This is a genomic window from [Rhizobium] kunmingense, assembly GCF_977018605.1.
This window is the reverse complement of sequence record NZ_CDRNXG010000002.1, coordinates 698915-723003: the sequence shown is the minus strand read 5'-3', so window position 1 is coordinate 723003 and position 24089 is coordinate 698915. Positions and strand designations below refer to the sequence as shown.

At 58.1% G+C, this 24089-nt stretch carries 26 protein-coding genes and 3 pseudogenes; 16 read left to right on the top strand and 13 right to left on the bottom strand.

Annotation, left to right across the window (positions count from 1 at the left end; translation table 11 throughout):
• The first annotated feature begins 56 nt into the window (after positions 1-56).
• The 8 genes and pseudogenes from AC0JZ4_RS21840 (at position 57) to AC0JZ4_RS21805 (ending at position 6197) form a co-directional block, all read left to right on the top strand.
• On the top strand, positions 57-1274 hold the full coding sequence (locus tag AC0JZ4_RS21840; protein WP_471888578.1) for a pyridoxal phosphate-dependent aminotransferase: 1218 nt from the start codon (positions 57-59) through the stop codon (positions 1272-1274).
• Entirely contained in the window at positions 1271-1744 is a 474-nt protein-coding gene (locus AC0JZ4_RS21835) for an acetyl-CoA carboxylase biotin carboxyl carrier protein (RefSeq protein ID WP_471888577.1), read from the top strand. Before AC0JZ4_RS21840 ends, AC0JZ4_RS21835 begins: the two co-directional genes overlap by 4 nt.
• Before the next feature lies 1 nt (position 1745).
• Positions 1746-2471: a 5-oxoprolinase subunit B family protein gene (locus AC0JZ4_RS21830; RefSeq protein WP_471888576.1), complete on the top strand. Its 726-nt coding sequence runs from the start codon at positions 1746-1748 to the stop codon at positions 2469-2471.
• On the top strand, positions 2468-3481 hold the full coding sequence (locus tag AC0JZ4_RS21825) for a 5-oxoprolinase subunit C family protein (RefSeq protein WP_471888575.1): 1014 nt from the start codon (positions 2468-2470) through the stop codon (positions 3479-3481). Before AC0JZ4_RS21830 ends, AC0JZ4_RS21825 begins: the two co-directional genes overlap by 4 nt.
• A gap of 7 nt (positions 3482-3488) precedes the next feature.
• Positions 3489-3920 carry a biotin/lipoyl-containing protein gene (locus tag AC0JZ4_RS21820; RefSeq protein WP_471888574.1) on the top strand — a complete coding sequence of 144 codons (432 nt, stop codon included), beginning with the start codon at positions 3489-3491 and terminating at the stop codon, positions 3918-3920.
• Positions 3921-3940: 20 nt separating this feature from the next.
• Positions 3941-5356 (top strand): acetyl-CoA carboxylase biotin carboxylase subunit, encoded by a 1416-nt coding sequence (locus AC0JZ4_RS21815; RefSeq protein WP_471888573.1) that lies wholly within the window; start codon positions 3941-3943, stop codon positions 5354-5356.
• 214 nt (positions 5357-5570) lie between these two features.
• Positions 5571-5786, top strand: a pseudogene (locus AC0JZ4_RS21810) (IS630 family transposase); the annotation flags it as partial.
• 204 nt (positions 5787-5990) lie between these two features.
• Positions 5991-6197 carry a hypothetical protein gene (locus AC0JZ4_RS21805; protein WP_471888572.1) on the top strand — a complete coding sequence of 69 codons (207 nt, stop codon included), beginning with the start codon at positions 5991-5993 and terminating at the stop codon, positions 6195-6197.
• 73 nt (positions 6198-6270) lie between these two features.
• On the opposite strand, the gene AC0JZ4_RS21800 is transcribed toward AC0JZ4_RS21805, so the two are convergent.
• From AC0JZ4_RS21800 to AC0JZ4_RS21785, 4 genes are all read right to left on the bottom strand, one after another.
• The gene (locus AC0JZ4_RS21800) at positions 6271-7365 is read right to left on the bottom strand and encodes an alpha/beta hydrolase (protein ID WP_471888571.1); all 1095 of its coding nucleotides are present in this window, start codon (positions 7363-7365) and stop codon (positions 6271-6273) included.
• 176 nt (positions 7366-7541) lie between these two features.
• Positions 7542-8198: an MOSC domain-containing protein gene (locus AC0JZ4_RS21795; protein WP_471888570.1), complete on the bottom strand. Its 657-nt coding sequence runs from the start codon at positions 8196-8198 to the stop codon at positions 7542-7544.
• Positions 8199-8220: 22 nt separating this feature from the next.
• The gene (locus AC0JZ4_RS21790; RefSeq protein WP_471888569.1) at positions 8221-8511 is read right to left on the bottom strand and encodes a DUF982 domain-containing protein; all 291 of its coding nucleotides are present in this window, start codon (positions 8509-8511) and stop codon (positions 8221-8223) included.
• Positions 8512-8548: 37 nt separating this feature from the next.
• Entirely contained in the window at positions 8549-9325 is a 777-nt protein-coding gene (locus tag AC0JZ4_RS21785) for an SDR family oxidoreductase (RefSeq protein WP_471888568.1), read from the bottom strand.
• A 668-nt stretch (positions 9326-9993) separates the two neighbouring features.
• Here AC0JZ4_RS21785 and AC0JZ4_RS21780 point away from each other — a divergent pair.
• Together AC0JZ4_RS21780 and AC0JZ4_RS21775 are read left to right on the top strand one after the other, a co-directional pair.
• Positions 9994-11091, top strand: a pseudogene (locus AC0JZ4_RS21780) (PQQ-dependent sugar dehydrogenase); the annotation flags it as partial.
• A gap of 572 nt (positions 11092-11663) precedes the next feature.
• Entirely contained in the window at positions 11664-12164 is a 501-nt protein-coding gene (locus tag AC0JZ4_RS21775; protein WP_471888567.1) for a YciE/YciF ferroxidase family protein, read from the top strand.
• A gap of 135 nt (positions 12165-12299) precedes the next feature.
• Here AC0JZ4_RS21775 and AC0JZ4_RS21770 read toward each other — a convergent pair whose 3' ends face one another.
• Entirely contained in the window at positions 12300-12674 is a 375-nt protein-coding gene (locus AC0JZ4_RS21770) for a response regulator (RefSeq protein WP_471888566.1), read from the bottom strand.
• Positions 12675-12853: 179 nt separating this feature from the next.
• Here AC0JZ4_RS21770 and AC0JZ4_RS21765 point away from each other — a divergent pair, with 179 nt between their 5' ends.
• Positions 12854-13567 carry a Crp/Fnr family transcriptional regulator gene (locus AC0JZ4_RS21765; protein WP_471888565.1) on the top strand — a complete coding sequence of 238 codons (714 nt, stop codon included), beginning with the start codon at positions 12854-12856 and terminating at the stop codon, positions 13565-13567.
• 2 nt (positions 13568-13569) lie between these two features.
• On the opposite strand, the gene AC0JZ4_RS21760 is transcribed toward AC0JZ4_RS21765, so the two are convergent.
• From AC0JZ4_RS21760 to AC0JZ4_RS21740, 5 genes and pseudogenes are all read right to left on the bottom strand, one after another.
• Positions 13570-13815, bottom strand: a complete 246-nt coding sequence (locus AC0JZ4_RS21760; RefSeq protein ID WP_471888564.1) for a DUF6894 family protein — start codon at positions 13813-13815, stop codon at positions 13570-13572.
• 52 nt (positions 13816-13867) lie between these two features.
• On the bottom strand, positions 13868-14584 hold the full coding sequence (locus AC0JZ4_RS21755; RefSeq protein WP_471888563.1) for a Crp/Fnr family transcriptional regulator: 717 nt from the start codon (positions 14582-14584) through the stop codon (positions 13868-13870).
• A 244-nt stretch (positions 14585-14828) separates the two neighbouring features.
• Complete coding sequence (locus AC0JZ4_RS21750) at positions 14829-15272, bottom strand: response regulator (protein WP_471888562.1); 444 nt, start codon at positions 15270-15272, stop codon at positions 14829-14831.
• Positions 15269-16402, bottom strand: a complete 1134-nt coding sequence (locus AC0JZ4_RS21745; RefSeq protein ID WP_471888561.1) for a PAS domain-containing protein — start codon at positions 16400-16402, stop codon at positions 15269-15271. Before AC0JZ4_RS21745 ends, AC0JZ4_RS21750 begins: the two co-directional genes overlap by 4 nt.
• 416 nt (positions 16403-16818) lie before the next feature.
• A pseudogene (locus tag AC0JZ4_RS21740) lies at positions 16819-17287 on the bottom strand (PAS domain-containing protein); the annotation flags it as partial.
• A 317-nt stretch (positions 17288-17604) separates the two neighbouring features.
• Between AC0JZ4_RS21740 and AC0JZ4_RS21735 the strand changes: the two are divergent.
• The 3 genes from AC0JZ4_RS21735 to AC0JZ4_RS21725 all read left to right on the top strand — a co-directional run bounded on the left by AC0JZ4_RS21735 (position 17605) and on the right by AC0JZ4_RS21725 (position 19571).
• A complete protein-coding gene (locus tag AC0JZ4_RS21735; RefSeq protein ID WP_471888560.1) occupies positions 17605-17787 on the top strand; it encodes a DUF2934 domain-containing protein in 183 nt (60 codons plus the stop codon).
• A gap of 1160 nt (positions 17788-18947) precedes the next feature.
• Positions 18948-19172 (top strand): hypothetical protein, encoded by a 225-nt coding sequence (locus AC0JZ4_RS21730; protein WP_471888559.1) that lies wholly within the window; start codon positions 18948-18950, stop codon positions 19170-19172.
• Between the two features lie 102 nt (positions 19173-19274).
• On the top strand, positions 19275-19571 hold the full coding sequence (locus tag AC0JZ4_RS21725; protein ID WP_471888558.1) for a PRC-barrel domain-containing protein: 297 nt from the start codon (positions 19275-19277) through the stop codon (positions 19569-19571).
• A gap of 99 nt (positions 19572-19670) precedes the next feature.
• On the opposite strand, the gene AC0JZ4_RS21720 is transcribed toward AC0JZ4_RS21725, so the two are convergent.
• Both AC0JZ4_RS21720 and AC0JZ4_RS21715 read right to left on the bottom strand, forming a co-directional pair.
• Entirely contained in the window at positions 19671-20132 is a 462-nt protein-coding gene (locus AC0JZ4_RS21720) for an MgtC/SapB family protein (protein ID WP_471888557.1), read from the bottom strand.
• Positions 20129-20731: a DedA family protein gene (locus tag AC0JZ4_RS21715; RefSeq protein ID WP_471888556.1), complete on the bottom strand. Its 603-nt coding sequence runs from the start codon at positions 20729-20731 to the stop codon at positions 20129-20131. The genes AC0JZ4_RS21720 and AC0JZ4_RS21715 overlap by 4 nt, the downstream gene beginning before the upstream one ends.
• A gap of 158 nt (positions 20732-20889) precedes the next feature.
• Here AC0JZ4_RS21715 and AC0JZ4_RS21710 point away from each other — a divergent pair, with 158 nt between their 5' ends.
• Both AC0JZ4_RS21710 and poxB read left to right on the top strand, forming a co-directional pair.
• Positions 20890-21321, top strand: a complete 432-nt coding sequence (locus AC0JZ4_RS21710; RefSeq protein ID WP_471888555.1) for an OsmC family protein — start codon at positions 20890-20892, stop codon at positions 21319-21321.
• 598 nt (positions 21322-21919) lie between these two features.
• Positions 21920-23647: a ubiquinone-dependent pyruvate dehydrogenase gene (gene poxB, locus AC0JZ4_RS21705; protein ID WP_471888554.1), complete on the top strand. Its 1728-nt coding sequence runs from the start codon at positions 21920-21922 to the stop codon at positions 23645-23647.
• Between the two features lie 146 nt (positions 23648-23793).
• Here poxB and AC0JZ4_RS21700 read toward each other — a convergent pair whose 3' ends face one another.
• Positions 23794-24027 carry a hypothetical protein gene (locus tag AC0JZ4_RS21700; protein WP_471888553.1) on the bottom strand — a complete coding sequence of 78 codons (234 nt, stop codon included), beginning with the start codon at positions 24025-24027 and terminating at the stop codon, positions 23794-23796.
• Positions 24028-24089 lie beyond the last annotated feature (62 nt).

Here is a 24089-nt window from a genome sequence, read left to right as displayed (position 1 = left end):
GACCAGGGCGACCGGCAGCGGAAAATCAAAATCAACCAATGCATGAGGATACGACGATGAAATATGTGAGTGACAAACTGTCGACCGTGGGTGCGTCCGCCTCCGTGGAGGCCTCGCAGAAGGCGCGTGACATGAAGGCCGCCGGTCTGGACGTGGTGTCGCTGTCATCGGGCGAACCGGATTTCCCGACGCCGGCGCATGTAGCCGACGCCGGGATCGCTGCCATCAGCAGCGGCATCACCACCTATACCGATGTTCGCGGCACGCCGGAACTGCGAAAGGCCGTGCAGCGCAAGTTCAAGCGCGAGAACAATCTCGACTACGGGCTGGACAATATCATGGCTGGCCCGGGCGCCAAGAGCCTGATCGCGACAGCCTTGTCAGCCTCCGTCGATCCCGGCGACGAAATCATCATTCCGGTGCCCGCCTGGGTGTCCTATGTCGATATCGCCAAGCTCGTCGGCGGCATCCCGGTAGTCATTCAGACGAAGGCCGAGTTCTGCCTGAAGCTCGATCCCGCGACGCTCGAAGCGGCGATCACGCCCAAAAGCCGCTGGCTCATTCTCAATTCGCCGGGCAATCCGACGGGATCCGTCTACAGTCTCGACGAATTGCGGGCGCTCGGCGACGTGCTGAAGCGATATCCGGATATCCTCGTGATGACGGACGAGATCTACGAGCACCTGCTCTTCGACGAAGCGAAATTCGTCTCATTTGTGGAAGCCAATCCCGAGATGAAGGAGCGGACGCTGACGCTCAACGGCGCATCGAAGGCCTATGCGATGACCGGCTGGCGTATCGGCTATGCCGCCGGCCCGCTCCCCCTGATAAAGGCCATGACCAAGGTCGCCGGCCAGATGGTCGGCCCCATGTCGTCGATCAGCCAGGCCGCGACCGTTGCAGCCCTCGACGGCCCGACCGACTATCTGGCGGAACGCGCCGAGGCCTATCAGCAGCGCCGCGATCGCGTCATGACGCTGCTGGCCGACGTGCCGGGCCTCAATGTGCAGAAACCATCGGGTGCCTTCTACCTGTTCGTCGAATGCGGCGCCCTGCTGGGCGCGACGACCGCAGGCGGCAAAACGCTGCTTTCCGATGTCGATGTGACCAACTGGTTGCTGGAGGAAGCGATGATCGTCTGCGTTCCGGGCGCCGCATATGGACTGTCGCCATATTTCCGGATTTCGATCGCGGTATCGCTTCCGGTGCTTGAAGAGGCCTGTGGGCGGATCGCCAGGCTGGTTGCTTCGCTGAAGATGGAGGTTGCAGCATGAAAGAGGCCGATGATCTGATCGCGCTGACGCGGGCGCTGATTGCCGAGACCCGCGGCGCCGATATCACGCAGGCCGAGTGGACGGCAGGCGGTTTCAGCCTGAAGATCGAACGCCAGGTCACCGGCGCCGCGACGCGCGGGGATACCGCGGATCGATCTGCTGCGCGCGTCGAGAGACGCGAGGCGCCGGCGGATGTCGCCACAGGCGCTGCGCCCGGCCACCGCGTTATGGTCCGCTCTCCCATGCACGGGATATTCTACGCCGCGCCCGACCAGGCGGCGTCGCCCTTCGTTGCGGTGGGCGATGCCGTTGTTGAAGGACAGGTCCTCTGCGTGATCGAGGCGATGAAGGTCTTTACGAAACTTGCCGCGGAGTTCAACGGAACGGTCGTCGCGATCAGCCCGTCCAACGGTCAGGAAATTGCGCCCGGGGACATCCTGTTCGAGATCGCTCCGAACGTCGGAAGGTAAGATGATGGCTCATGAAAGCCGAGAGACGACGGCTGCCATAAGGCAACTCGATGCCCCGCGGATCACAGCGATGGGCGATGCCGCGCTGCTGTTCGAGGCGGCGGGTCCGATGACACTTGCAACGCAGAAGCGGATCTGGTCCTGCAGCGAGGCGCTTGCGGCAACCGCCGGCGTCGTCGATTGCCAGCCCGGGATGAACAATCTGCTGATTGTCTTCGATCCCGACAGGCTCGATCCGAAAGAGCTTCAGGCGAGGATTCTCACGATCTGGTCGGCTGCGCCCGACGACCACACCGCCGACAAGACCGTCGAGATACCGATGATCTACGGCGGCGAAGGTGGGCCAGATCTCGGCTACGTCTGCGACCATCTGGGCCTGTCGGCGCACGACGTCGCGGACATCCATTCCTCCGCCGAGTATGTGATCTTCGCCCCGGGCACCATGCCGGGCTTCGGGTATCTGTTCGGCCTTCCCGAGCGCCTATTCATTCCACGCCGGGAGGCTCCGGTCACCCGTCCGAGAACCTTGAACGTTCTCATTGCCGGCCTGCAATGCAGTATCGCCGGCCCGCCGGGAGCCCATGGCGCCAAGACAGCTCCGACCGGTTGGTACATGATCGGGCAGCTGATCGACCCGCCGATGCCCTTCGATCTCACAGCCGAGCCACCCGGTCTGTTCAGACCGGGCGACAGGATCAAATTCGTCAATGCGGGGGTCGAGCCATGAGCCGCACGTTTATCGAAGTTCTGGCGACGCCGCCGCTCAACACGGTACAGGATCTTGGTCGCACCGGTTACCGCAACAGCGGCGTCAGCGTTTCGGGAATGCTCGACGATCTCGGGCTTCAGGTGGCGAATGCGATGCTGGGCAACGAGCCCGGTGCCGCGGCCATCGAAGTGCAGATGTTTCCCTTCGTGGTACGGTTCACACGCGATGGCGCGGTGGCGCTGAGCGGCATCGGTGGCGTCGCGTTCCTCGACGGTCAGCTCATTCCTTCCCACTGGGCGATGCCGGTGCGCGCCGGCCAGGTGCTGGAGCTCCGCTCGATCCCGCGCATCGAAGGCGCGGGCATTACCGGGTATCGCGCCTGTCTGGCAGTTCCGGGCGGGGTCGACGTGCCGCTCGTGCTCGGTTCGCGCAGCACGCATATCCGCCAGGGCTTTGGCGGCTGTGACGGGCGGCAGCTTGTCGCCGGCGACACCCTTGACGCCGCGTTCGACGATGCACCGCTCTTCATGGACCGCCAAGGATTCGGTGCCGTGCCGCCCGGCACGTCTCTGGACAATCCGGCCGCCGCCGACGGGACGACCGTCATCAGGGCGATACCGGCAGCCGAACTGGAGGAGTTCGATGAAGCCTCGCAACAGGATCTGTGGACCACACCCTGGTCGGTCTCGCTGCAGAGCAACCGGATGGGCCTGCGTCTCGACGGCGAGACAAGCCTGAGACGCATTCACAAGACGGACCTGCGATCGCATGGCATCGTGCCGGGCGTCATCCAGGTACCGCCGTCCGGCAAGCCGATCATCCAGCTGCGCGACGGCAACACGGCCGGCGGATACCCGAAGGCTGCGGTCGTCATCCGGGCCGATCTCTGGAGGCTTGCCCAGCTTTCCCCGAAGCAGCGGCTGCAATTCGAACGGGTCACTTTCGAGCAGGCCCGCGCGGCAACGCGCGCCGTCACCACCTATCTCGAACGCGTGCGGATGCTCTCCGCCATATGCCGCAGAGGATAAGGGCACCATGAAAACAAAACTGTTCGAGCAAGGCTTCGTCTCGGCCTTGGCCGCCGAGATGCGGCGCGAAGCCCTGACAAACCTCGAGATCACGCTGCCCGGTGGCGAAACGCTGAGACTGAAACGGTCAGGCGATGAGGTCGTTATCCCGGTCGATATCGAAACCACCGGCACCACGACAACCGGAACATCCAACGTAACCGCAAAGGCGGTGGGTCTGCTCGTCCTCAACGACCCGGCGAGCGGCAAGGCCTTCGTAAGCCCCGGGGATCGTGTCGAGGCCGGGGCGATCCTTGCCCTTGTCCGTGTCGACCTGCTGCTGAGGCCCGTCGTCTCGCCGGTTTCCGGCGTGGTCGATGCCGTGCTGCTGACCGATGGCAGCGATGTCCATTACGGGACGCCTGTCTTTTCGCTGTGCGACCACGACAACGGACGCTGATGACAATGATGGAAGAGATCATGGATACGAAGCCGGCAGTACTGATCGCCAATCGCGGCGAGATCGCTCTGAGGATCATAAGGGCCTGCAAGCGCCTCGGCCTTCCGACGATCGCCGTGTATTCCGAAGCGGATGCCGGTGCCGGCCACGTCAAACTCGCCGACAAGGCCGTCTGCATCGGCGCAAGCCCCGCGCGCGAAAGCTATCTGGATGGAAAGGCAATCCTGCTGGCTGCCCTGTCGACCGGCGCGCGGGCCGTGCATCCCGGATACGGATTCCTGGCCGAGAACGCCGCATTTGCCGAGGAGGTTGAAAATGCCGGCCTGATCTTCATCGGTCCAAGGCCCGAGAGCATCCGCACGATGGGCGACAAGATTGCCGCGAAAGTGGCCATGCAGGCGGCCGGCATTCCCTGCGTTCCGGGGACGCAGGGCGCTCTTCCGGACGATCCGGATCAACGGCAGCAGGCGGCCGCCGGCGTCGGCTATCCCCTTCTCGTCAAGGCGGCGGCGGGCGGCGGCGGCAGGGGAATGCGGGTCGTCGACGACGCCACGATGCTCCTTGCGGCGATCGCAGACGCCTCCGAGGAAGCCCGTCGGGCGTTCGGCGACGGCACCGTCTATTTCGAGCGGTATCTGAAAAAGCCGCGGCATGTAGAGATACAGGTCCTTTGCGACGAACAGGGTGGCGCCGTCTATCTCGGCGCTCGCGACTGCTCGATGCAGAGACGGCACCAGAAGCTGGTCGAGGAAGCGCCGCCGCCGGGCATATCCCCCGCAGCGATTGCCGATCTGGGCGAAAAATGCGTCAGGGCGTGCCGTGCCACGGGTTATCGCGGCGCAGGGACGTTCGAATTCCTCTACGAGGGCGGCGAGTTCTTCTTTATCGAGATGAACACGCGCATTCAGGTCGAGCATCCCGTTACCGAGGCTGTCACCGGCATCGATATCGTCGCCGAACAGATCCGGATCGCTTTCGGAGAACCGCTTTCGTTCCGGCAGCACGACATTTCGGAAGTCGGCGCTTCGATAGAGTGCCGGATTAATGCCGAGACGCCGTTCGACGCCTTTCCCGGCCCCGGCACCGTCCATGGTCTCCACTTACCCGGAGGACCGGGCGTGCGCGTCGATACGCATATCACAAACGGATCGACCCTGCCCCCGAACTACGACTCTCTCATGATGAAGATCATCACGCACGGGCGGAGCCGCGAGGAAGCGCTTCACCGCATGCAGTCGGCCTTGGGGGAAACACGGATTTACGGTGTGGCCAACAATATCGCCATCCATCTCAGCATTCTTGGCGACGCAGACTTCGCCGCGGGGGATGTCAACGTTCACTTCGTTGGGAACAAGCTGGCCCTCTGGAAAGAGACACACGAGAACTCGGTGAGCCAAGCTGATGGGAACACCTCTTTTACGCCAACAGCAGTCTGACTCCCACTCGCGGCGTAGACAAGCAGCACTGCCTCATGATTTAGGCTCCATTATCCACCAAGTAAAGATGGCGGCTATGGTGGCTATAAAGGTCAGCTTGAGATTGTCGTATGGTGCCTTGGCACCAGTCACTAGAGTGTTTCCGCGCCTTTCTAGCTTCCGGATCAGCTCTGTTCTGATTCACTGATGCTGGCTGGATGGAGGCCAGCATCACATGACCGCAGCGATATCGAATGATCCTCGTGACCGTGTTATAGCAGCCGTATCGAGCGGCGAGAGTGTCCGAGCTGACGCGCTTCGAGGTGGCCGCGTCTTCGGTGGTGAAGTGGTCTCAGCGCCATCGTGCGACCGGATCTGTTCGTCCAGACAAGATGGGGGTTACCACAAGCACATCCTGGTGTCACATCGCGGCTTCATTGTAGAGCGGCTCGTTCATCCGTTGGTATAAATCTATGAGGTGTGTTCGGGAATTTTTCGGGAGATTTGGCCCTGTAACGGGCTTGTTGATGCAATGTTGTTCCCTATCTTCATCGGAAACCAATAAAGCAACCGTGCTAACCACGAATATTATCAAGAACTTATTTGGTTGCGGGGGCGTGCCAAGGCAATCACTTTCCATGTCTTTGAGCCCGAGATGGTAATAGAGGCTTTCGACAGCGGCGTGGATGAGTGGCGTGAGCATGACAAGGAGGAGGCGGCCGAGAACCGGCGGCGTGCAGCCTACAAGCGGAAGCTGACCAGAACTTTGGCGAGACAGGAGAAGGTGAAAAGCTCGCCATCCGATGATCAGAACCCGCTGGATGGATGGGAAAAGTTCGGCGCTGATGGCCTCTTGCGCTGAAAAGATAACGCTGATCCGCCTTGATCGGCTTTTCCCACTTCAGTGAGCGCGTTGAACAGAGAAGCGCCCGTCCCTATCGCGCCAGCAACGAGCCCCCCAGTCGGAAAGGAGCTGAGACTGCTCCGCCCACACCGTTCAACACCAGAGCACCTGTTCCTGCCACCGGGTTGCTGAACCCTTGGCGCAGCTGTGGGTAGACAGCAGCGAGCGAGGCGAAACGGTCGTGATTGGTGCCGTTTAGCGATGGAACGGTGGAGATGTCGACGATGTCGAGATTTTCCTTCAATGCGAGCTCACGGGTTCTTGGATCGTCTATATCCAGTGAACCGGCCGTCGCCGCGGAGCCCGCCAACCTCTTTGAAAGGGCCAGTGCGATGTCGTCCTTGGAGGCAAGGACGACGATCGGCTTCGACAGCCTGCCGGTGACCGATAGCTGCTTTCGAAGCAGGTCGATATCGATGTCTGGTGCCGCAAGAACCAGCTGGTCGATCGATCGGACGACATCTCGCCTCCCCATCAAGGAGAGTTGCCGAACAGATTCGACCGCCAGCCATGCTCCCATGCTGTGGGCGAGGATTGTCGGCCGCACTCCGCTCCGAGATAGTTCGGTGAGCACCGCCGCCAGGTCGTCGCGAGCGAAGGCGGCCGAATCCTTGTCCGCCACGTAACCCGTAACCTCCGCCTGTGAAGGCCAGTCAAACAGGATGGCGCGGTCTTGCACTTTGGAGTCCGCCGCCATCTGTGCGCTCCTGAACAGGGCCTCCTCGTGGCTGTAATTGTAGCCATGAATGAAGATGCCGGCGCGGCCATAGGCGGGCGACTTCGCCTGCCCGCGAGCCAGAATAGAAAACTCCCGCGCCGTCACTTCGCGCCGCCCGACCACAGCAAAGGAGGTCTTGGGATCAGGTTTGGCAGTCGGCCACTCGATCTTCGATGGGCGATGCCCCGGAGGAATGGATATGGTGACTTCGGAATAGTGCAGCCGGTCGCCTCTGCCCGCGGTGTATGAGCCACTTGTGCCCGCGTCCGGGACACGATTGGTAGCGACAAGGATTTCGACGGTTTGTATCCGAGGCACGGCAGCCACCACGGCGATGGTTTCGGGGCCGGGCCTCGCGCATGACGACAATATGGTTGCGACCATAAGAATGAAGCGAAACTGGCGCAAGAGCTGAGACTCGTGACTCGGATGATGAAACCTAGTCTCGATTGCGGGCGGGGCCAGACCGCGTTCCATGGGTGCCATGCATTTATGAGTTGTGTTGCCGGGCAGCAACTAGATTAGAGGTGCAGGTCGTGTTGCTGACCGCTCGGCGCGGTAGACCTCGCCCCCATCAACGCATGCTAGAACTTGGCCCTGCCGCCTGCGAGGATAGAGGCCCTCATGCGAGCGTGGATAGGAATGTTCAGGTATCGCGCGGCATCGTCTTCGCTGAGCCGCTTTCCGAACTTCTCCAGCATTTCCGGGATTGGTATTCCTTCGCCGTCGAACCGCACATGCTCGACACGGTCGCCGGCCGTGACGACACCCGGTATCAGAACACGACAGTAGATACCCGGACGTGCGGCCTTGCGATAGGCATGGGTAAATTCCGGGTCACCCATGTGCGCAGATAGTGTGCCGCATGGTGTTCGGGGCGACGTTGCTTGCAGGATAAGCTCACTGCCGATGAGAAAGGTATCCCCCGCGGAGACATCGCGGTTGTCCAGATCTCTGATCACGAGGTTTTCACCGAACAGGCCCGGTGCAACCGGCCTGTAGAGTTCCTCGGCCCACCAATCGAGCGTCTTTTCGCCTTCAAGAAGAACCGCCTGATCGAACCCACCGTGGTATTTGCCGTTGCAGATGGCGTCACCGAAGACCCCGTCCTGACCGATCATCACCGGGTGGCGCACCGCGATCTTGTTGATGCCGGTCTTGTATGACTTGCCGGCAATCTTCTCTGCTCGCCCGATACAGACGGCGACGAGTTGTAGCTCTCGCGTTGCCCTGTCAGTCAAATCCACGCCATCTGTGGCGACATCATGCACGAAGGATACCCGCCTGTTTTGCAGCATCTCTGAATGCCACCGCTGCGGCTTCCGTCGTCGCCATGCCCTCAATTGCATTCAGGCATATTTTCCGCGCCATGCCGGCCTTCTCGCAGCCCTTCGGGAAATCATAGGCTAGGGCCGCTATGGCATCACGGCTGTTTCGGACGCATCTTGGTCCGCCCCGGGCGGGCGTTTCTATCTCGACGGGTCGCTCCCAAAGATCAGTCATTGCAATCCAGTTCCTGTTGATTTCAGCCCTGAATGAAAAACGGATTTCCAATCAGGTTGTTCCTGATGCTCCAGCCTCGGACCGAAACTTATCGTAACAGCCCCTGGCCGCCATCGACCCATACGGGAGATCCGGTCATGTGCCTTGCCTCATCCGAGACGACGAAGCAGATCACGGAGGCAACGTCGTGCGCGCGCCCAGGTTTTCCGCCCGTGATAGGCACTTGGCCATCCGGCCAGACAACGGGTATGGCAGTCTCCTCCTCATGCCTGAGATCCGTATTCTCATCTATACTCGTTTCGATCTCGCCGGGGCAGACGGCGTTTATGCGAATGTGGTGTCTTGCAAGTTCGAGAGCCAGTTGCTTCACCATTGCGACCTGCGCGGACTTGGTGGCGGTGTAGGCCGTAGCACCGGGAGTGGTGAACGTCCTCGTGCCATTGATCGAGGACACGACCACGATCGAACCGCCGCCGGAGGTCTTCAGATGAGGCACGCAGTGATGGATGGTCAGATAGGTTCCTGTCAGGTTGACTGCGATCGTCCTGTTCCACTCATCAGGCGTGAGGTCATCGATCGGCGCCCACACGCCGTTTATGCCTGCGTTCGCGACGACCGCATCAAGCCTACCTTTTGATGCAACGAAGTTGCCGACCGCCTGATGCATCTCGGCGCTATCCGATACATCGGCGACAAGGACCGACGAACCGCCTCCCGCCTTCGAGATCAAGTGACAGGTCTCATCCAGCTCGCTTCTCGTGCGACCAAGGACCCCGACGTGATACCCCTTTGCTGCCAGTTGCAGGGCGGTGGCCCGACCGATGCCTGATCCTGCGCCCGATACGATTGCAACCCTTACGGTCATGGCGTCCTTTCGCAATAGCTTTGCTGGGATCCTGTTATATGCCCGCGCATCAACGATTGTTCACCAACCGCTCGCAAGCCTGAAAGACATGATTTCGAATAAGGTTCCGCAGAGTTGCGCCGTCAGTCTGAACCGGCCCGTTTGGTGGAATGACTGTGCGAACTCGTAACCGTGCCTGGTTGGTAGCGTGAATTGGCCTTACGGTCGCCTGTCGCCGACAGGTCCCCGGAAGCTGCTGATCTGCCTTTGAAAGAAGGAGCAGGCTTCCAGCTTTCATGCTCGATTCCCATTTCAAACTCAGCAAACTACCCGCCGCTCTGCCTGGCGCTGAAGTAGGCCGAGAGCGCTGAGATATCATCCTTCGCGAGCTCCTTGGCCACCCCGTCATCAGGTGTCTGTACGCAGAGCCGCCGCGCCCACCGGCTTGAAACAAAGCAAATTGTTTCTGAAGATAGGCCGAGTTCTGACCGGACAGTTTTGGGTAGGCTGGATTGGCATCCGCCCTGTCGTAGCAGCTAGACAAGCCGGAATCTTGTCGGCAGCGCGGCCTTGCTCTGCCAGCATCCGCCCTTTCTCGATCAGATCCGGATCGTGAGCCGCATCCTCCCGGGCTACAGGCCTCTGGGTAGCGTAATAGGCTGCCAGTTCACGCAGGCCGTCCCGGGGCAGTGGCGACCCCCCGCACGGTCCAGACGCTGCCCAACGGCGACGTACGTGTGGTGCAGTCGAAGGCGCCGGAAGGAAAGCCTGTCAGCCGCCGGAAGACTTCATCCGAAACTGGATCATGGCGATGGCTTCCGGCGGTGGTGGGGAGCAGAAGGAGACCAACCCTCATAACCGCTGCGCGATACCAATCGCGATTGAGAAGTAGACGAGCGTCATGACCTTCTGAGCGGGCTCGATTCTCCGTTTGGTCTCGCCTGGGTCGACGACACGCTCTACGTGGCGTCCACCAGCGACGTCCTCGCCTATCCTTGCGAACTCGGCCAGAACTAGATCGGCGAGGAGCCGAGAACTCTGACGTGGCTTCCCGGTGATCCGTTGAACCATCACTTGACGAAAGATATGCCGCTGAGCCCCTATGGCCGTATGCTCTATGCTTCCGTCAGCTCCAATTCGAACGTCGCCGAGAACGGACTTGAGGCCGAGGAAGGCCGGGCCGCCATCCGGCAGGTCGACCCACAGACCGGGGCGGCACGCGCGTTCGCCTCCGGCCTGCGCAATCCCAACGGACTGGCATTCCATCCGCAGACCGGCGAGCTCTGGACGGTGGTCAACGAGCGCGACGAGCGCGGCCCAACCACGTGCCGGACTATATGACATCGGTGACAGATGGAGGCTTCTACGGCTGGCCCTGGAGCTATTACGGCGATCACGTTGATCCGCCGCGTCCCGACATGGTCGAAAAAGCAATCAATCCGGATTATGCACTGTCGAGCCATGTGGCTGCACTCGGCATGGCCTTCACCGAAGACTCGGCCATGCCGCAAGCCTATGCGAACGGAGCATTTTTCCGCAACCGGGGTAGCTGGAACCGCGACAGCTTCAACGGCGACAAGGCCGCCTACATTCCCTTCGAGAACGGCAAGCCTTCGGGCAAGACGCAGGACGTAGTCACAAGCTTCATCGACGGCGAGCAGGCACGCGGCCGCCCCCTCGGCATCGACGGCACCGGCGCGCTACTCGTGGCCGATGATGCAGGCAATACGGTCTGGCGTGTTACCGCCGCCGATGGCACCACGATCCCGCAGCCGATCGGCACCGACTAAGCGCCAGCCGGATCTCCTCGTATGACGAATGCGGAAGGCGGCTCGGCAGCGACCGACGCCGCGAAGCAGAGCCACCTTACGGCACAGCAGCACCTTTCCACCGAAACTGAAGGCCTGCAGCCACTTCAGATGCAGGTCGCACCGGCAACAACCCCGTAAGACAGCCTGTCCGTGCCGCAGCGGGCCATGACCAATGCGGTACGGCGATATCGATAAGGCTTTGCGGCGCGGCGCTTCAGTAACGACACCATAAATCGCGCCTTAACGACTCAATGCACGGAAATATCCTACTTTATCGATGTTTCAATGAATTGCAAAACCGCGCACCTAAGTCTTTCATGCGAGATCGGCATGCGGAAAACGTTGCTCGGAGCCGGCTTCACAATTTCGAAGGCACTAGGTAGATCGCGTCCGAGAAATGGACTGGCTGGTCTCAAAGCCGTGCTTTTAAGCGCCGAACGTACGCTGCCGTACGGGAACCGTTTCTCACGCCCGTCATTCTGTCTGATGCTACCGGGCGGCCGAACGGCCGTATCTCGGACAGTATCTCAAACCGATGGAGGACGACTATGGCTACCGCCAAAACGCTCGACGACCTGTTTCTGGATACTTTGAAAGACATTTATTTCGCCGAGAAGCAGATCCTCAAAGCACTGCCAAAAATGGCCCGCGCATCGCAATCGGAGGAAGGCCGGAAGGGATTTCTTCAGCATCGCGAAGAAACGCAAGGCCAGATCGATCGTCTGGAACAGGTGTTCGAAATCCTCGGCAAATCGGCACGCGGCAAGACCTGCGAGGCCATTCAGGGCATCATTGCCGAGGGCGAGGAAATCATCGAGGAATTTAAGGGCTCGCCCGCGCTTGATGCCGGCCTCATCTCTTCCGCTCAGGCTGTCGAGCACTACGAGATTGCCCGTTACGGTACGCTCGTCGAATGGGCCAAGCAGCTCGGCCTGAAGGATGCCGTGCCGCTTCTGCAGCAAAATCTATCGGAAGAAGAAGCGACCGACAAAAAGCTGACAGCGCTTGCTAAAACGTCAGCCAATGACAAGGGCAAGAAAGCTGCTTGACAACCAACGCCCCTGGCGCCTGAAATGCCGTGAGTGGCCTCCGTCAAGGCGGCCCCTCAGCATCTCAACTTAGAGCACGCTCAAGCAGGCGGCGCGACCTTGATGAGAGGTAGCTTCAGTTGACTTTTTCGGCCTTTACTCGATGACACCCAAATTCTTGATCGCTTGAAGTAACATGTCCGGTGGGCAAGGCTTATCGACCCAAACACGTTCGGCACTTCCTAGCTTTTCGATAAGATAAGGCGGGAATTCGGCACCCGAGTGAATAATTATCGGGATATTGCGGGCGCCCAGTAGTTCAACGATCCCGTCGGTTGATCCGTCCCGCAGACATGTTTCCATCACCGCGAAATCCGGTGCGTGCGTCTCAAGCCATTGTTCTGCCTCCAGACAAGAAGACCAGGTCACAACCTTTTCGATGCCGGCCTGATTAAGATGCTCCTCGATATCTAATGCAATCAGTGGCTGGTCTTCCAACACCACTACCGTCAATCCGCTGCGGTTCGGCATCGCAAACTCCCACTGAGCATAAGAACGGACAGTAGCAGACTTTATGGCGGAGTGGCAGAAGGTATGCCAGCGTACATAAAATCCGTCGAATATACGGAGTGTTATAGACGCACCAACCGCTTGAAATAGCTTAGGGCTTGGCGGCTGGGGGCTGCGGCTCGCGCCCGCCATTGAAAGCCATGAACGTCTCGGATCATCCCGCCTCCCGAAATCGACTCCTTTCCCTCTTGCCAGCGACCGAGTTCGAAGGCCTGTCGACAATATGGGAGGCGGTGCCGCTCTCACGAGGAGAAGTCATTGCGAATGCGAGCGCCCCGATAGGCTATATCTACTTTCTTTGCAGCGGCATTGGCTCGGTCGTGACTGCGGCAAAGGATGGTCAGCGCGCCGAGGCCGGAATGGTAGGCCGAGAGGGCTTCTGTCCTACATCGGCGGGCGTTGGTGGATCCATCAGCATCCACGAAGTGCTGATCCAAATGCCGGGAGACGCCTACAGGATCCATCTGGACGCGATGAAAGTCACGCTTAGTGATAAGCCCGCCTTGGCCAACCTGCTTGCACGCTTCATCCAGACTTTTGCAACGCAAATCTCCTACACCGCGCTAAGCAACGCGAATTATCAGGTAGATCAGCGCCTCGCCCGGTGGCTTCTGATGTGTCATGATCGTCTCGGCGGAGAAGAGATCTCCCTTACCCACGATTTCGTATCATCGATGCTAGCTGTCCGTAGGCCGAGCATTACGAATGCCTTCCACATTTTGGAAGGCATGAAACTCGTATTGGCGGAACGCGGAAGGGTAACTATTCGTGACCGGAAAGGATTGGAGGATTTTGCGGGCAGCACTTACGGGGAGCCGGAGCACGAATACCGAAGTCTGATCGGACCGCTCTAAAATCACTTTTTCAGGTGATTTTGAACAACATCGTGGAAGGAAACGGTGTACATTAGGTTACCTTCTTCGTCAGACACGTCCATATACTCGTCCGCGACATCCTTCCCGTTTTTGATCAATGCAGCAGCCATTTCCCGCACGGCGTTTATGGCGCTTGATCGCGCGGCATCCACGTTTGAAAACTCGTCGCCTTCAACATCCGAGATAGTTTCACCGTCCCGGCGCAGGTTAAAGAAGTATCGGCTCATGGCGTCTATATCGGTCCAAAACTCTCGCCAATTCTGGCATGGTACAACACTGTCACAGGAAAAGGTCCTTCATAAGACGCCGATATTCGGCTTCAGGCTTTCCGTATGCATCTTGAGCAAACTCTTCAAGCGCTGCCCTGTTCCTGATCGTTATCATACCACGTTCCGCCTTGATAAAACCATGGCCTTCCAAGATGTGAAGTGACGTGGTGACGCTTGGTCGACGAACAGCCAGCATTGTGGCAATGAACTCATGCGTAAGTCCGATTTCATTCCCGGTAACGCGGTCATGACACATGAGCAACCAGCGCGCGAGGCGGTTGTTGATGTCGTGGACTGCATTGGAAACTGCTGTATGAGACAGCTGCACCGAGAATGCCTCGATGCAGCGGATGATCAGTCTGGAAAAATTCTTCGTCTCCATGGCAGCACGGAAGCTTCGATAGTTCATGCGATAGGCATCGCCCGCGACCTGCATCCAGACATCATGGGAGCTTGTCTCGACTTCCGCGATTGCCGTCGTCGGGACATAGCCATCGAAACCGAAGATACCAGCCTCCGCCCGTCGGCCATCAGGCATAGTAGTCACGAGTGATCCTATCCCAGAGGTCAGGAAATACACCTGTTCAATGGGTTCCCCGATCCGGGCCAGGGTCGTGCCTCGGGGAAGCTCGATATATTCGAGTTCATCAGCAATACACTCGAAATCCGGTTCAGGTAGCAGAGCTAGGAGCTTGTTTCGTGTGGGTGACTGCTGAGAAGGGAACATGTACTCGCCTCCGACTTTTGGGAGAATAGGAAGAACGTAGGAAAGAGCTGCCCGTGGGAAAATCTCGCCGGCCCTTGGAGCTGGCACCAGCATATTCCAAGCTCAGCCGATCCGCAGTCGACCAAAAGGCCTTAAAGATTTCGACCTTACTCACGGCCAGACGGAAGATAGAAGGAAATCTGGAACATCAAACAGACACGCTGCAATTTCTGTTCTCTCCCCAACCGCGAAGGAGCGATATCACCTAACCCGCGGGTTTTCCGACAGAATGCCTTCTACCCGCACTCGCATCTTCCGCCAGAACGAGACTAGCCGGGGGGGAGTCACTGTCATCCCCCCCTATGATCGCTGAAACATAGGCAAGCGCGTTATTCATTCCGTTCATGGTGTATGGCTTTTCGATCGCCCCGAGCGCACCAGCGAAATCAGCGGGGATTTTCTTGATGTTGCCACTGACAAATACGTAGGGGATGCCAGCGGCAGCAAGGTCGCGCCCCACCTCAATGCCCGTTGGCCCATCCATGAGGTGGATGTCAACGAATGCAAAGTCCGGCTTGGAAAGGCTTAGCTGTTGGCGTGCCTGGTCCCTGCTCATCGCGAGCCCCGTGACGACATGCCCCGCCATTTCGACCTCGTTTTCGAGCTCCATGGCTAGTAGCATTTCATCTTCTACGATCATAACTTTCAATGTTTATGCTCCGTGTGGTCGCCGTCGCCGACAAGAAGTACGACATCGACGACGGTCTTGTGCCCATCATGTTTGCGCTCAATTTTGGCATCTAGCTGTGAAGCGGCCGCCTCAAACAGCATCCGTCCCAGCTCCGCGCTCTCGCCGTCCGGCTCCACCGGCTCCGATGTATCTTCGACTCGGATCAGAAAGTGGCCATTGAGGCGCTTGACGACCACATGGATGTCGCCCCCGCCATCACTCAGGCCACGCCGAACCGCGTCACCGACGAGTTCATTGACGATCAGAGACAGCGGGGTCGCCTTGACCGCCGGCACCAACAGAGGCGAAAGATCCAGCGAAAGGCGAATATCCTTGCGGCCTGTCGCATCGACCAAGTCGGTAACAAGTTCTCGTGTAAAGTCCGACATGTCGAATTTCGACACATCGTCCAAAGTGAACAGTTTTCGTTGAACAGTGCTGAGAGCTTCAATCCTGTTGAGGACAGACATCAACGTGCGTCTCTGTCGTTCATCCTTGGTAACGCGCGCCTGCATCTTGACGATTGAAGCCATGGTCAAAAGATTGTTCTTAACGCGATGGTCCACCTCGTGAACAAGAAGCGTGCGAGCGTCCAACGCCGAGCGTAGATTTGCAGTGTGCCTCGCGACTTCCGCCTCCGCCTGGTGGCGTGCGGAGGCCAGATCCGCTTCCCGACTTTTGACGGTCGTGAAGTCGAGTTGCGACGCAAAAAAGTAAATGATCTCGTCGGCTTCGTCACGGACAGGGCTAATAAAGACCGCATTCCAAAACCTGCTGCCATCTTTGCGATAGTTGAGAATATCTACGGCCACATCCTGGCCAGCGGCAATCCTGTCCCGCACTTTCGCGACTGTATTTCGGTCCGTCTCTGGTCCCTGTAAAAAGCGACAGTTCCGCCCAATGACCTCCTGATCGCTATAGCCCGTCAATTTCCTGAATGCTTCATTGCAGAAGATGATCGGGTTATCAGTCTGGCTCGGATCAGTCACGATCATGGGCATGCGCGTGGCTTTGAAGGCCGCCGCGAACGGGTCCTCGCTGACATGCCCGGCCACCAAACGGTCCCCGGCACTGCGTGCGTTGTAGCGATCTCGATCCTTTTCTTGCATATCGGCCCTGTTTTCGTTGCGTCTCGACAAAAGTCGTCGCGGGTAAAATCGTTCCTTCTGATCACGTTCAGCCGTGCGTCAGTAATATCGCCTCAATCCGACAGACGACCCCAGAAGGTTCGAATTGGATTGCCGATCTACCTTTCAATTCGGCTGCCAGCAGGCGTTCGACAAGCCGTGAGCCAAAGCCCTTCCTATTGGGTGGAACAACATCTGGCCCGCCTGCTTCCTCCCAACGGAGGCTGAGCGCCGACGCTTCAGGATCATAACGCCAATTGACCGATACCTTCCCCGTTGAAACCGAGAGCGCTCCATATTTCGCAGCGTTTGTTCCGAGTTCATGCAATGCAAGCGAAATCGCTGCGACGGCTTTTTGCGAGAGCAGGACCGACGGGCCGGAGATGCTAAAACGCTCAGGCGGGTAACCGTTCCTCGCTCTGCTGCAGTGCCTGGTCAGCGCGAACGCGGTTCGTCGTTTCGTTCACAATGCAAAATACACCTCGGACCGTGCCATCATTGTCATGGATGGCCGAATAGGAGATGTCGAAGTAGACGGTCTCTGGATAGCCATGCCGCTCTATATAGAATGGCCTATCCTTGGCGGCGACTGTCTCGCCAGTATCCATAACCCTACGCAAAAGTGGTTCAAGATCATCCCAGAGCTCTGCCCAATTTTCCCGTGCCGGTCGGCCGAAAGCTCGCGGGTGCCGCTGGCCAATGGTCGGCGCATACGGTTCGTTGTAAAGTGTCACAAGGTCCGCCCCCCCAGAACATGACGATCTGCGCCATAGACGGCAGCATGAGATCGACAGCTGACTTGAGACATTGGGGCCAGTCAGACGGCGAGCCGAGTATCGAACTGTCCCACACCCCGCCTTCGAGCATCCGGGAGATTTTATCTTTTCCCCTAAAAGTCGCTCCCATATCGCTTCGCATTGGTATCCGCTCTACACTTCCACTGCGATGCCACGCATCTTGTTCACGATCGATTGCTAGCAAACTTATGGCGGCCGAGGCCGGCAGCAAGGTCTTTGCGCAATGAATTCGGAGTTATGCAACGACGGAGGATGGAGGCGGGAGCACTTATTTTTTCGAAGAATACAGCTAAGCGCCGGTCATCCCACCCAAGTCAGTACGGTAGCGGACATTGATTGTCCTTGAAGGCATTCCAGTTTCCCTTCTGCTCAAATGAGGAGGAAGCAATGCTTGAACGAAATGACTGGATCGCCCGGAAGGCCTATGAGCTGTGGGAAAAGGCTGATCGCCCTGATGGACAGGATCGGAAACATTGGCAGGACGCCAGCGATCATTGGCAGGCGGAAAACCAGAAAGCCCGCACCATTCAGCACAATCAATCCAGTTGGGACGAGGAGAGTGAGGACTGATGCGATCGCGATCAGAGGCAGATACACCTCACTCCAGTTTGAATCTATGATCCGCTTTATGGATATCCCGTAACGATGCCTATGCGATTGATAGGCTATAGATACCTCGATATCGCTCGTCGCTTGATGGAAATGGCAGAAGACATTTCCAAGCATGTCCAGACACTATGTGGAACTTGGCAGCTCGCCACCCGTTTTCAGGCAATGAAGCCAATCAAGTTCCGCCCAAATCTCGCAACTCTGATTGTGTCAGCAGCCTTTGTGGCAGCCGTTTTCACATTGCAATGGTGGATGACCGACCGATTTGGACATGTCGATGAGAAGTCGAGTGTGACAGCGCCTCCGTCGTGATCCATCTCTCGGCTGGACGAGCAAACTGCGTTCGGTCGATACTAACAGGGAAATCGAAATGCAGGATCGAAAGGTTGTGGAGAATGCCACTCAAGCGCGCCAAGGCAGCTGCGGACGCCCAGTTTTGGCGGTGTTGGTCATAGGGCTTGCGCTGGCCCTGATCGTGTGGCTCGGCACGGAAATATGGGGCGAGTCTACAGATTCGCCTTCGGAGAAACACTCAACCGCTGGAGAAGCCACGCCTCCAGGCTCTATCCAGTCACACCAACCTGCGGTTCCGGCTAAGGCCGATGAAACACCGCATGCAAGCGGTGGAACCGGTGGCGAAACGCAGACCAACCAACCGGCGGGCAGCACGACAAGGCAGTAAGTTCTCTTCCAATTCGGGCAATATCTCACGTTTTTAGCTCAGCGTAATTCGGGCGCCGCTTCTCATACGAATTTGTGAACGCCCTCAAAGTGCGAGTTTTAAAAGGGCTCGGAACGTCTGGTCATCATTGACGTTCTGTGGATGCAAAATTCAATCAGAAAGTGTGTGCATACGATGCTCAACGAATTTCTCTCAGTCAGCAATCTCGCCAGAATTACACATATTGCAGCCGCAGACTTCGGTCCGTCGCTTGCATTACTACTGGCCGTATTGACCACGGGTGGCTGGCTTCTGGGTGTCTCGGTCGAAATCGGCCGATCCGACGCATTATAAAAGACAAAAGTTGGACCCTGCCTGCCAATGACAGAAGGCTGCTCACCTCCTTGACTATCCGTAATTTGCGCCCCACTTGCCGCCGCGATCACCACAGGCGCATCCCATGAAAAAATTCCTAGAGACCCGATTTGGACCGACCGAACTCCATATCGTTGACACCGCCTTCACCGAATGGATCGCTCTCGCAAATATTACCAAGGACAGCACTGAAGCTGAACTGGCAGCAGCGATCGTTATCAATCTGTTTCGTGAAGGCAATGACACCATACCGGCAATGCGCCAGGCGATAGCTGCCCACCGTGGTCTCAACGATTTGCACCGGATCTGAGAAGTATCCTCCGCTCCAAAGCCGTGGCGTGACGATCGCGAGCGGAACAAAAGCATATCCATGAGGTTCGTTTCCTGTCGATAACAGCAAGGGGGAAGCACCATGGACCACACCAATCATGTTCGACTGAGCACAACGGAACTGACGCCTACCGTTCTGGAGGGCGCGACGATTTATGGCGCCGATGATCACAAGGTCGGCACGGTCGACCATATCCACGGATCAGGCGCAGGCAGTACGGCGATCATCGATGTCGGCGGATTTCTCGGGATCGGGGCCAAGCCCGTGGCCGTTCAATTGAGCGATCTGCAATTCATGCGTGACGAGGACGGCGATGTTCAAGCCGTTACATCCTGGACGAAGGATCGACTCAAGCAGATGCCCGAACATCGCCACTAAGATGGCAGCGACATGTTTGGAGCCCGGTACACGCGCCGGGCTTTTCTGCCCTTTTTTCATGGACGGGGCGTGGGATGCAGATGTGAATATAAGCATTCTTCAAGAAGAAACATCTTCGTCGCTCTTGGTCGATTTGAAATTCCCCATCACTCTCAGCGTGGCAAAGGTAACGATGGAAAGGACGCTGGCGATATCGTAGGCACCCAGTCCGACCGCGGCGCCGATCGCGCCCGTGGCCCACAGGCTGGCCGCTGTAGCGGTCCCGCGTGTGCTTGCCTTGCCGACGAGAATAGCACCGCCGCCGATGAATCCGACACCATTGATCAACCCCTCGACAACGCGCGCAGTTGCCTCGGCATTGCCGGCAGTTACGGTTTCGGCTGCCTGGATGAAACCGCAGGCTGCAATTGCGACGAGCGGAAAGGTACGCAGTCCTGCACTGCGCTCGTTGCGCTCCCTGTCCCAGCCGATCGGCAGAGCAAGAACATAGGCGAAGAGGAGTGCCACCAGATGCGGCACGAAGTCGAGCTGGATGCCCAAGGCGGTGGTCCAATCATTCATGCGCGCTCATCCCTGTAGGTTGCGGCCCGGTAGATGTAGATGGTGATGAGGAGGACAAGCACAGCGGTCGAGACCGGATCGACATAGTCCGCGACGACGCCATAGGCTTGACCCAGCAAATATCCCGCCGTCGCCAGCGCTGTGGTCCAGATGAATGTCCCAATGGCCGACAGTGCGAGGAATTGTCCGAGCGACATTGCCTCAACGCCTGCAGGCACGGATATCAACGTGCGTATGGTCGGAACAAGCCGTCCGACGAGGACAGAGACTTTGCCGTGGCGCTTGAACCGCTCCGCCGCTGCATCGACATCCGATGACGACATTGTAAGCCATCGACCGTGCCGCGAAGCGAACCTCCTTACCCCTTCATGCCCGAGCTTTCGCCCAAGGAAGTACCAAGGCCAAATCCCGAGCAGGGAGCCGACAGTGCCCGACGCGATGACGATCAGGATATTCATTTCACCGCGCGTCGCGAGGTAACCGGCAAGCGGCATGATCAGTTCGGACGGGATGGGCGGAAAGATGTTTTCCAGAAACATGAGAAGCGCGATGCCGAAAGGTCCAAGCGTCTGCATCACCGTGTGAACCAGTCTTTCCATTGTGCTTCTCTCGCATTGGCGTGCTGCCCAACGCGCGAAGGATCAAAAAGTTACAGTCATCGACCACGCACGGGCGTGGAGATTTTGTCGGTCTGCCCGGAACGTAGCTCGTCGATAGTCCGTTGATCCCTCGCAACGAAAAGACGAGGAGACACACGATGGCTATCAACAAGAATGGCTCTGCACACTGGGTCGGCGGACTAAAAGACGGCAAGGGACATGTTTCGACGGAAAGCGGCGCCTTGCAGTCGCAGCCCTATGGCTTCAACACCCGGTTCGAAGGCGTGCCAGGCACCAATCCGGAAGAACTGATCGGCGCGGCGCACGCTGCCTGCTTCACCATGGCGCTCTCTAAGTCGCTTGGCGAAGCCGGCCTGATCGCAGACAGCCTCGATACCAAAGCCGTGGTCACGCTCGACAAGGTGGGTGACGGGTTCGAAATCACTGGCATCGAACTCAACCTGCGCGGATCGGTACCGAGAACGGATGAAGCGACATTTGCCGGGATTGCCGAAGAGGTGAAATCCGCCTGCCCTGTGTCGAAGGCACTATCGGCCGTTCCGATCAGCCTTAATCTTACCTTCGGATAAGACCAAACCGTGGCCGGGAGCCATCCCGGTCGCAAGCCTTATCGTACAAACGAACGCAGGACCCCATGGCCACTCCAAGCGTCCCCAAACCAAAAGTTCGCCCGAGCGAAGAGAAAGACCTTCTGCAGGAGTTAGCCATACTTCGGCAGGAAGTTTCACACCTTAGATTGAGATTGGCGGAGATACACGATCAGTCTGACATCGCTCATCGACCGGCATCAACCGATCCCTGGCTGAAGATTGCCGCTACAGTCGGAATAACCTTTGCGCTTGGAAAGATCATTCGCGTGCTGCGACTGCCTACCGCCACCGCCGTGGCAATACCCATGATCACAACCGAGGTGAACCGTCGGTTTCTCTGAGCGGTATGAAGGGAGTTCAAGCGGTTTCAAGACTGTCATCCGTTCGTTTCCATGTCGAATGTTACCAATCGGTGGCAGAACATTTATCAAGACTGGTCTGCAGGGCGTTAGCCCAAAGGCTCTGGGTCTCGAGACGGCCGCCGCCTTGTACGGTAGGTAAGCCGCCATAGGGAACTCGTTGCTCCCCCAAGCTTTGACGCGAACGCGTCTAAACACTTTGCCAATGGAGTCAGCCGATGAAGTCCAAGGTTGCCGATATCATGACCGAAATCCTGCATGCTGCCGGGGTCAAGCGAATCTACGGTGTGGTCGGCGACAGCCTGAACGGCCTGACGGAATCCCTGCGCAAGCGTGGCGACATCGATTGGGTCCACGTTCGCCACGAAGAGACTGCAGCCTTCGCAGCCGGTGCCGAGGCGCATATAACGGGCGATCTTGCAGTTTGTGCAGGAAGCTGCGGCCCCGGCAATCTTCACTTGATCAACGGTCTTTTCGATTGCCATCGATCAGGCGTCCCGGTCCTAGCTATCGCAGCACAGATTCCGTCAGAGGAGATTGGTCGCGGCTATTTTCAGGAAACACATCCTGACCAGCTCTTTCGGGAATGTAGCCATTACTGCGAATTAGTCAGCCAGCCAGAACAATTACCGGGCGTGCTGGAAACGGCGATCCGGACCGCGGTTGGAAAACGCGGCGTAGCCGTGGTGGTCGTGCCGGGCGATATCGCTCTGGCTGACTTTGCAGCCAAGATCTCGTCAACCGCAGCGCTCAAGCCCGCCCTTCCGCGTGTCGTTCCGGAAGAAGAGCAGATCGACGAATTGGTCGCCTTCTTGCGCGAAAGTTCAAAGGTCACCCTCCTGTGCGGCCGCGGCTGCGAAAACGCTCATGATGAAGGCGTCGAACTTGCATCCCGCCTCAAGGCTCCGATCGTTCATGCGCTCGGCGGCAAGGAGCATGTGGAATGGGATAATCCGTACGATGTCGGGATGACAGGTTTGATCGGCTTTTCATCCGGCTACAAGGCAATGCTGGAATGCGACACGCTGCTGATGCTCGGCACCGACTTCCCCTACCGCCAGTTCTATCCCTCGGACGCAAAAATCGCGCAAGTCGACATCCGGCCAGAAAACCTCGGTCGCAGAACCCCGCTGGATCTCGCGATAGTCGGGGATGTGAAGTCAACGCTCAACCTACTCCTGCCACAACTTGAAGAGCGAACCAAGATCAAGCACCTGGAACGCTGCCTGGCCGCCTACGAAAAGGCGCGTGATGGCCTGGATGAGCTTGCGACAGGTGAGGCGGGAGGAAAAATCCATCCACAACACGTTGCCCGACTGCTGAGTGAACAGGCAGCGCAGGATGCGGTCTTCACATTCGACGTGGGCACGCCAACCGTCTGGGCCGCACGCTATCTCAAGATGAACGGCAAACGCCGCATGATCGGCTCTCTTGTTCATGGATCCATGGCCAATGCACTGCCACAGGCGATCGGAGCTCAAGCGACAAATAGAAGCCGGCAGGTTATCAGCATGTCCGGTGATGGCGGCTTTACCATGCTGATGGGTGACCTTTTGACCCTCAAGCAGGAAGATCTCCCGGTCAAAATTGTCGTCTTTAACAATTCCTCGCTAGGGTTTGTGGCCATGGAGATGAAAGCGGCTGGCTATCTTGAAACCGGCACGGACCTTGAAAATCCTGACTTCGCCGCAGTCGCGCGCGCAGCCGGCATACATGCGGTCCGGGTAGAGGATCCGGCTGAACTTGAACAAAGCGTGGAGGCTCTCCTCCGCTATCCGGGACCGGCGCTTCTCGACGTTGCCATCAATTCCCAAGAACTGTCCATCCCGCCAAAGATCAAGGCCGCGCAAGTTATGGGCATGAGCCTGTGGGCTGCCAAGACGGTAATGAACGGCCGTGGAGACGAGCTGATTGACGTGGCGAAGTCGAACTTCTTTTCGCGATAACAAGTTTTTGGCGTGCGGATGTCTCGTCGAACCGGAGGATCGCGATGCCATCTTTGCCAACAGGATTTCGGCTTGAAGCGACTTTTTCGAAGACCAATGCGGAAGATGCGTCGAGTTGGACTATGCTCTACAGCCCTTGCGCAAATTCATCCGAGGATGCCAGGGGCGTAGTCGATTTTAAATTTGAAACTGACGGTCGCAACAGGCTTCTCATGGTGATCGGTAATTGCGATTGAGAGATTTTCAGGCGGCGGGAAGTGCCTGAAGGCGAACTTTGCGAGTGCTGTTACACCATTGTCGATTGCCTCGTGGGAGCTACCCGCGTCAATCGCGACCTTGGCCTCCTTGCCGTCTTTTATATGCAGGTTGTACCGCGGCATAATTCACTCTTTCCTTGCCGGCAAACAAATTGCCTAAACGGAACATTAGTATTTCTAAACGT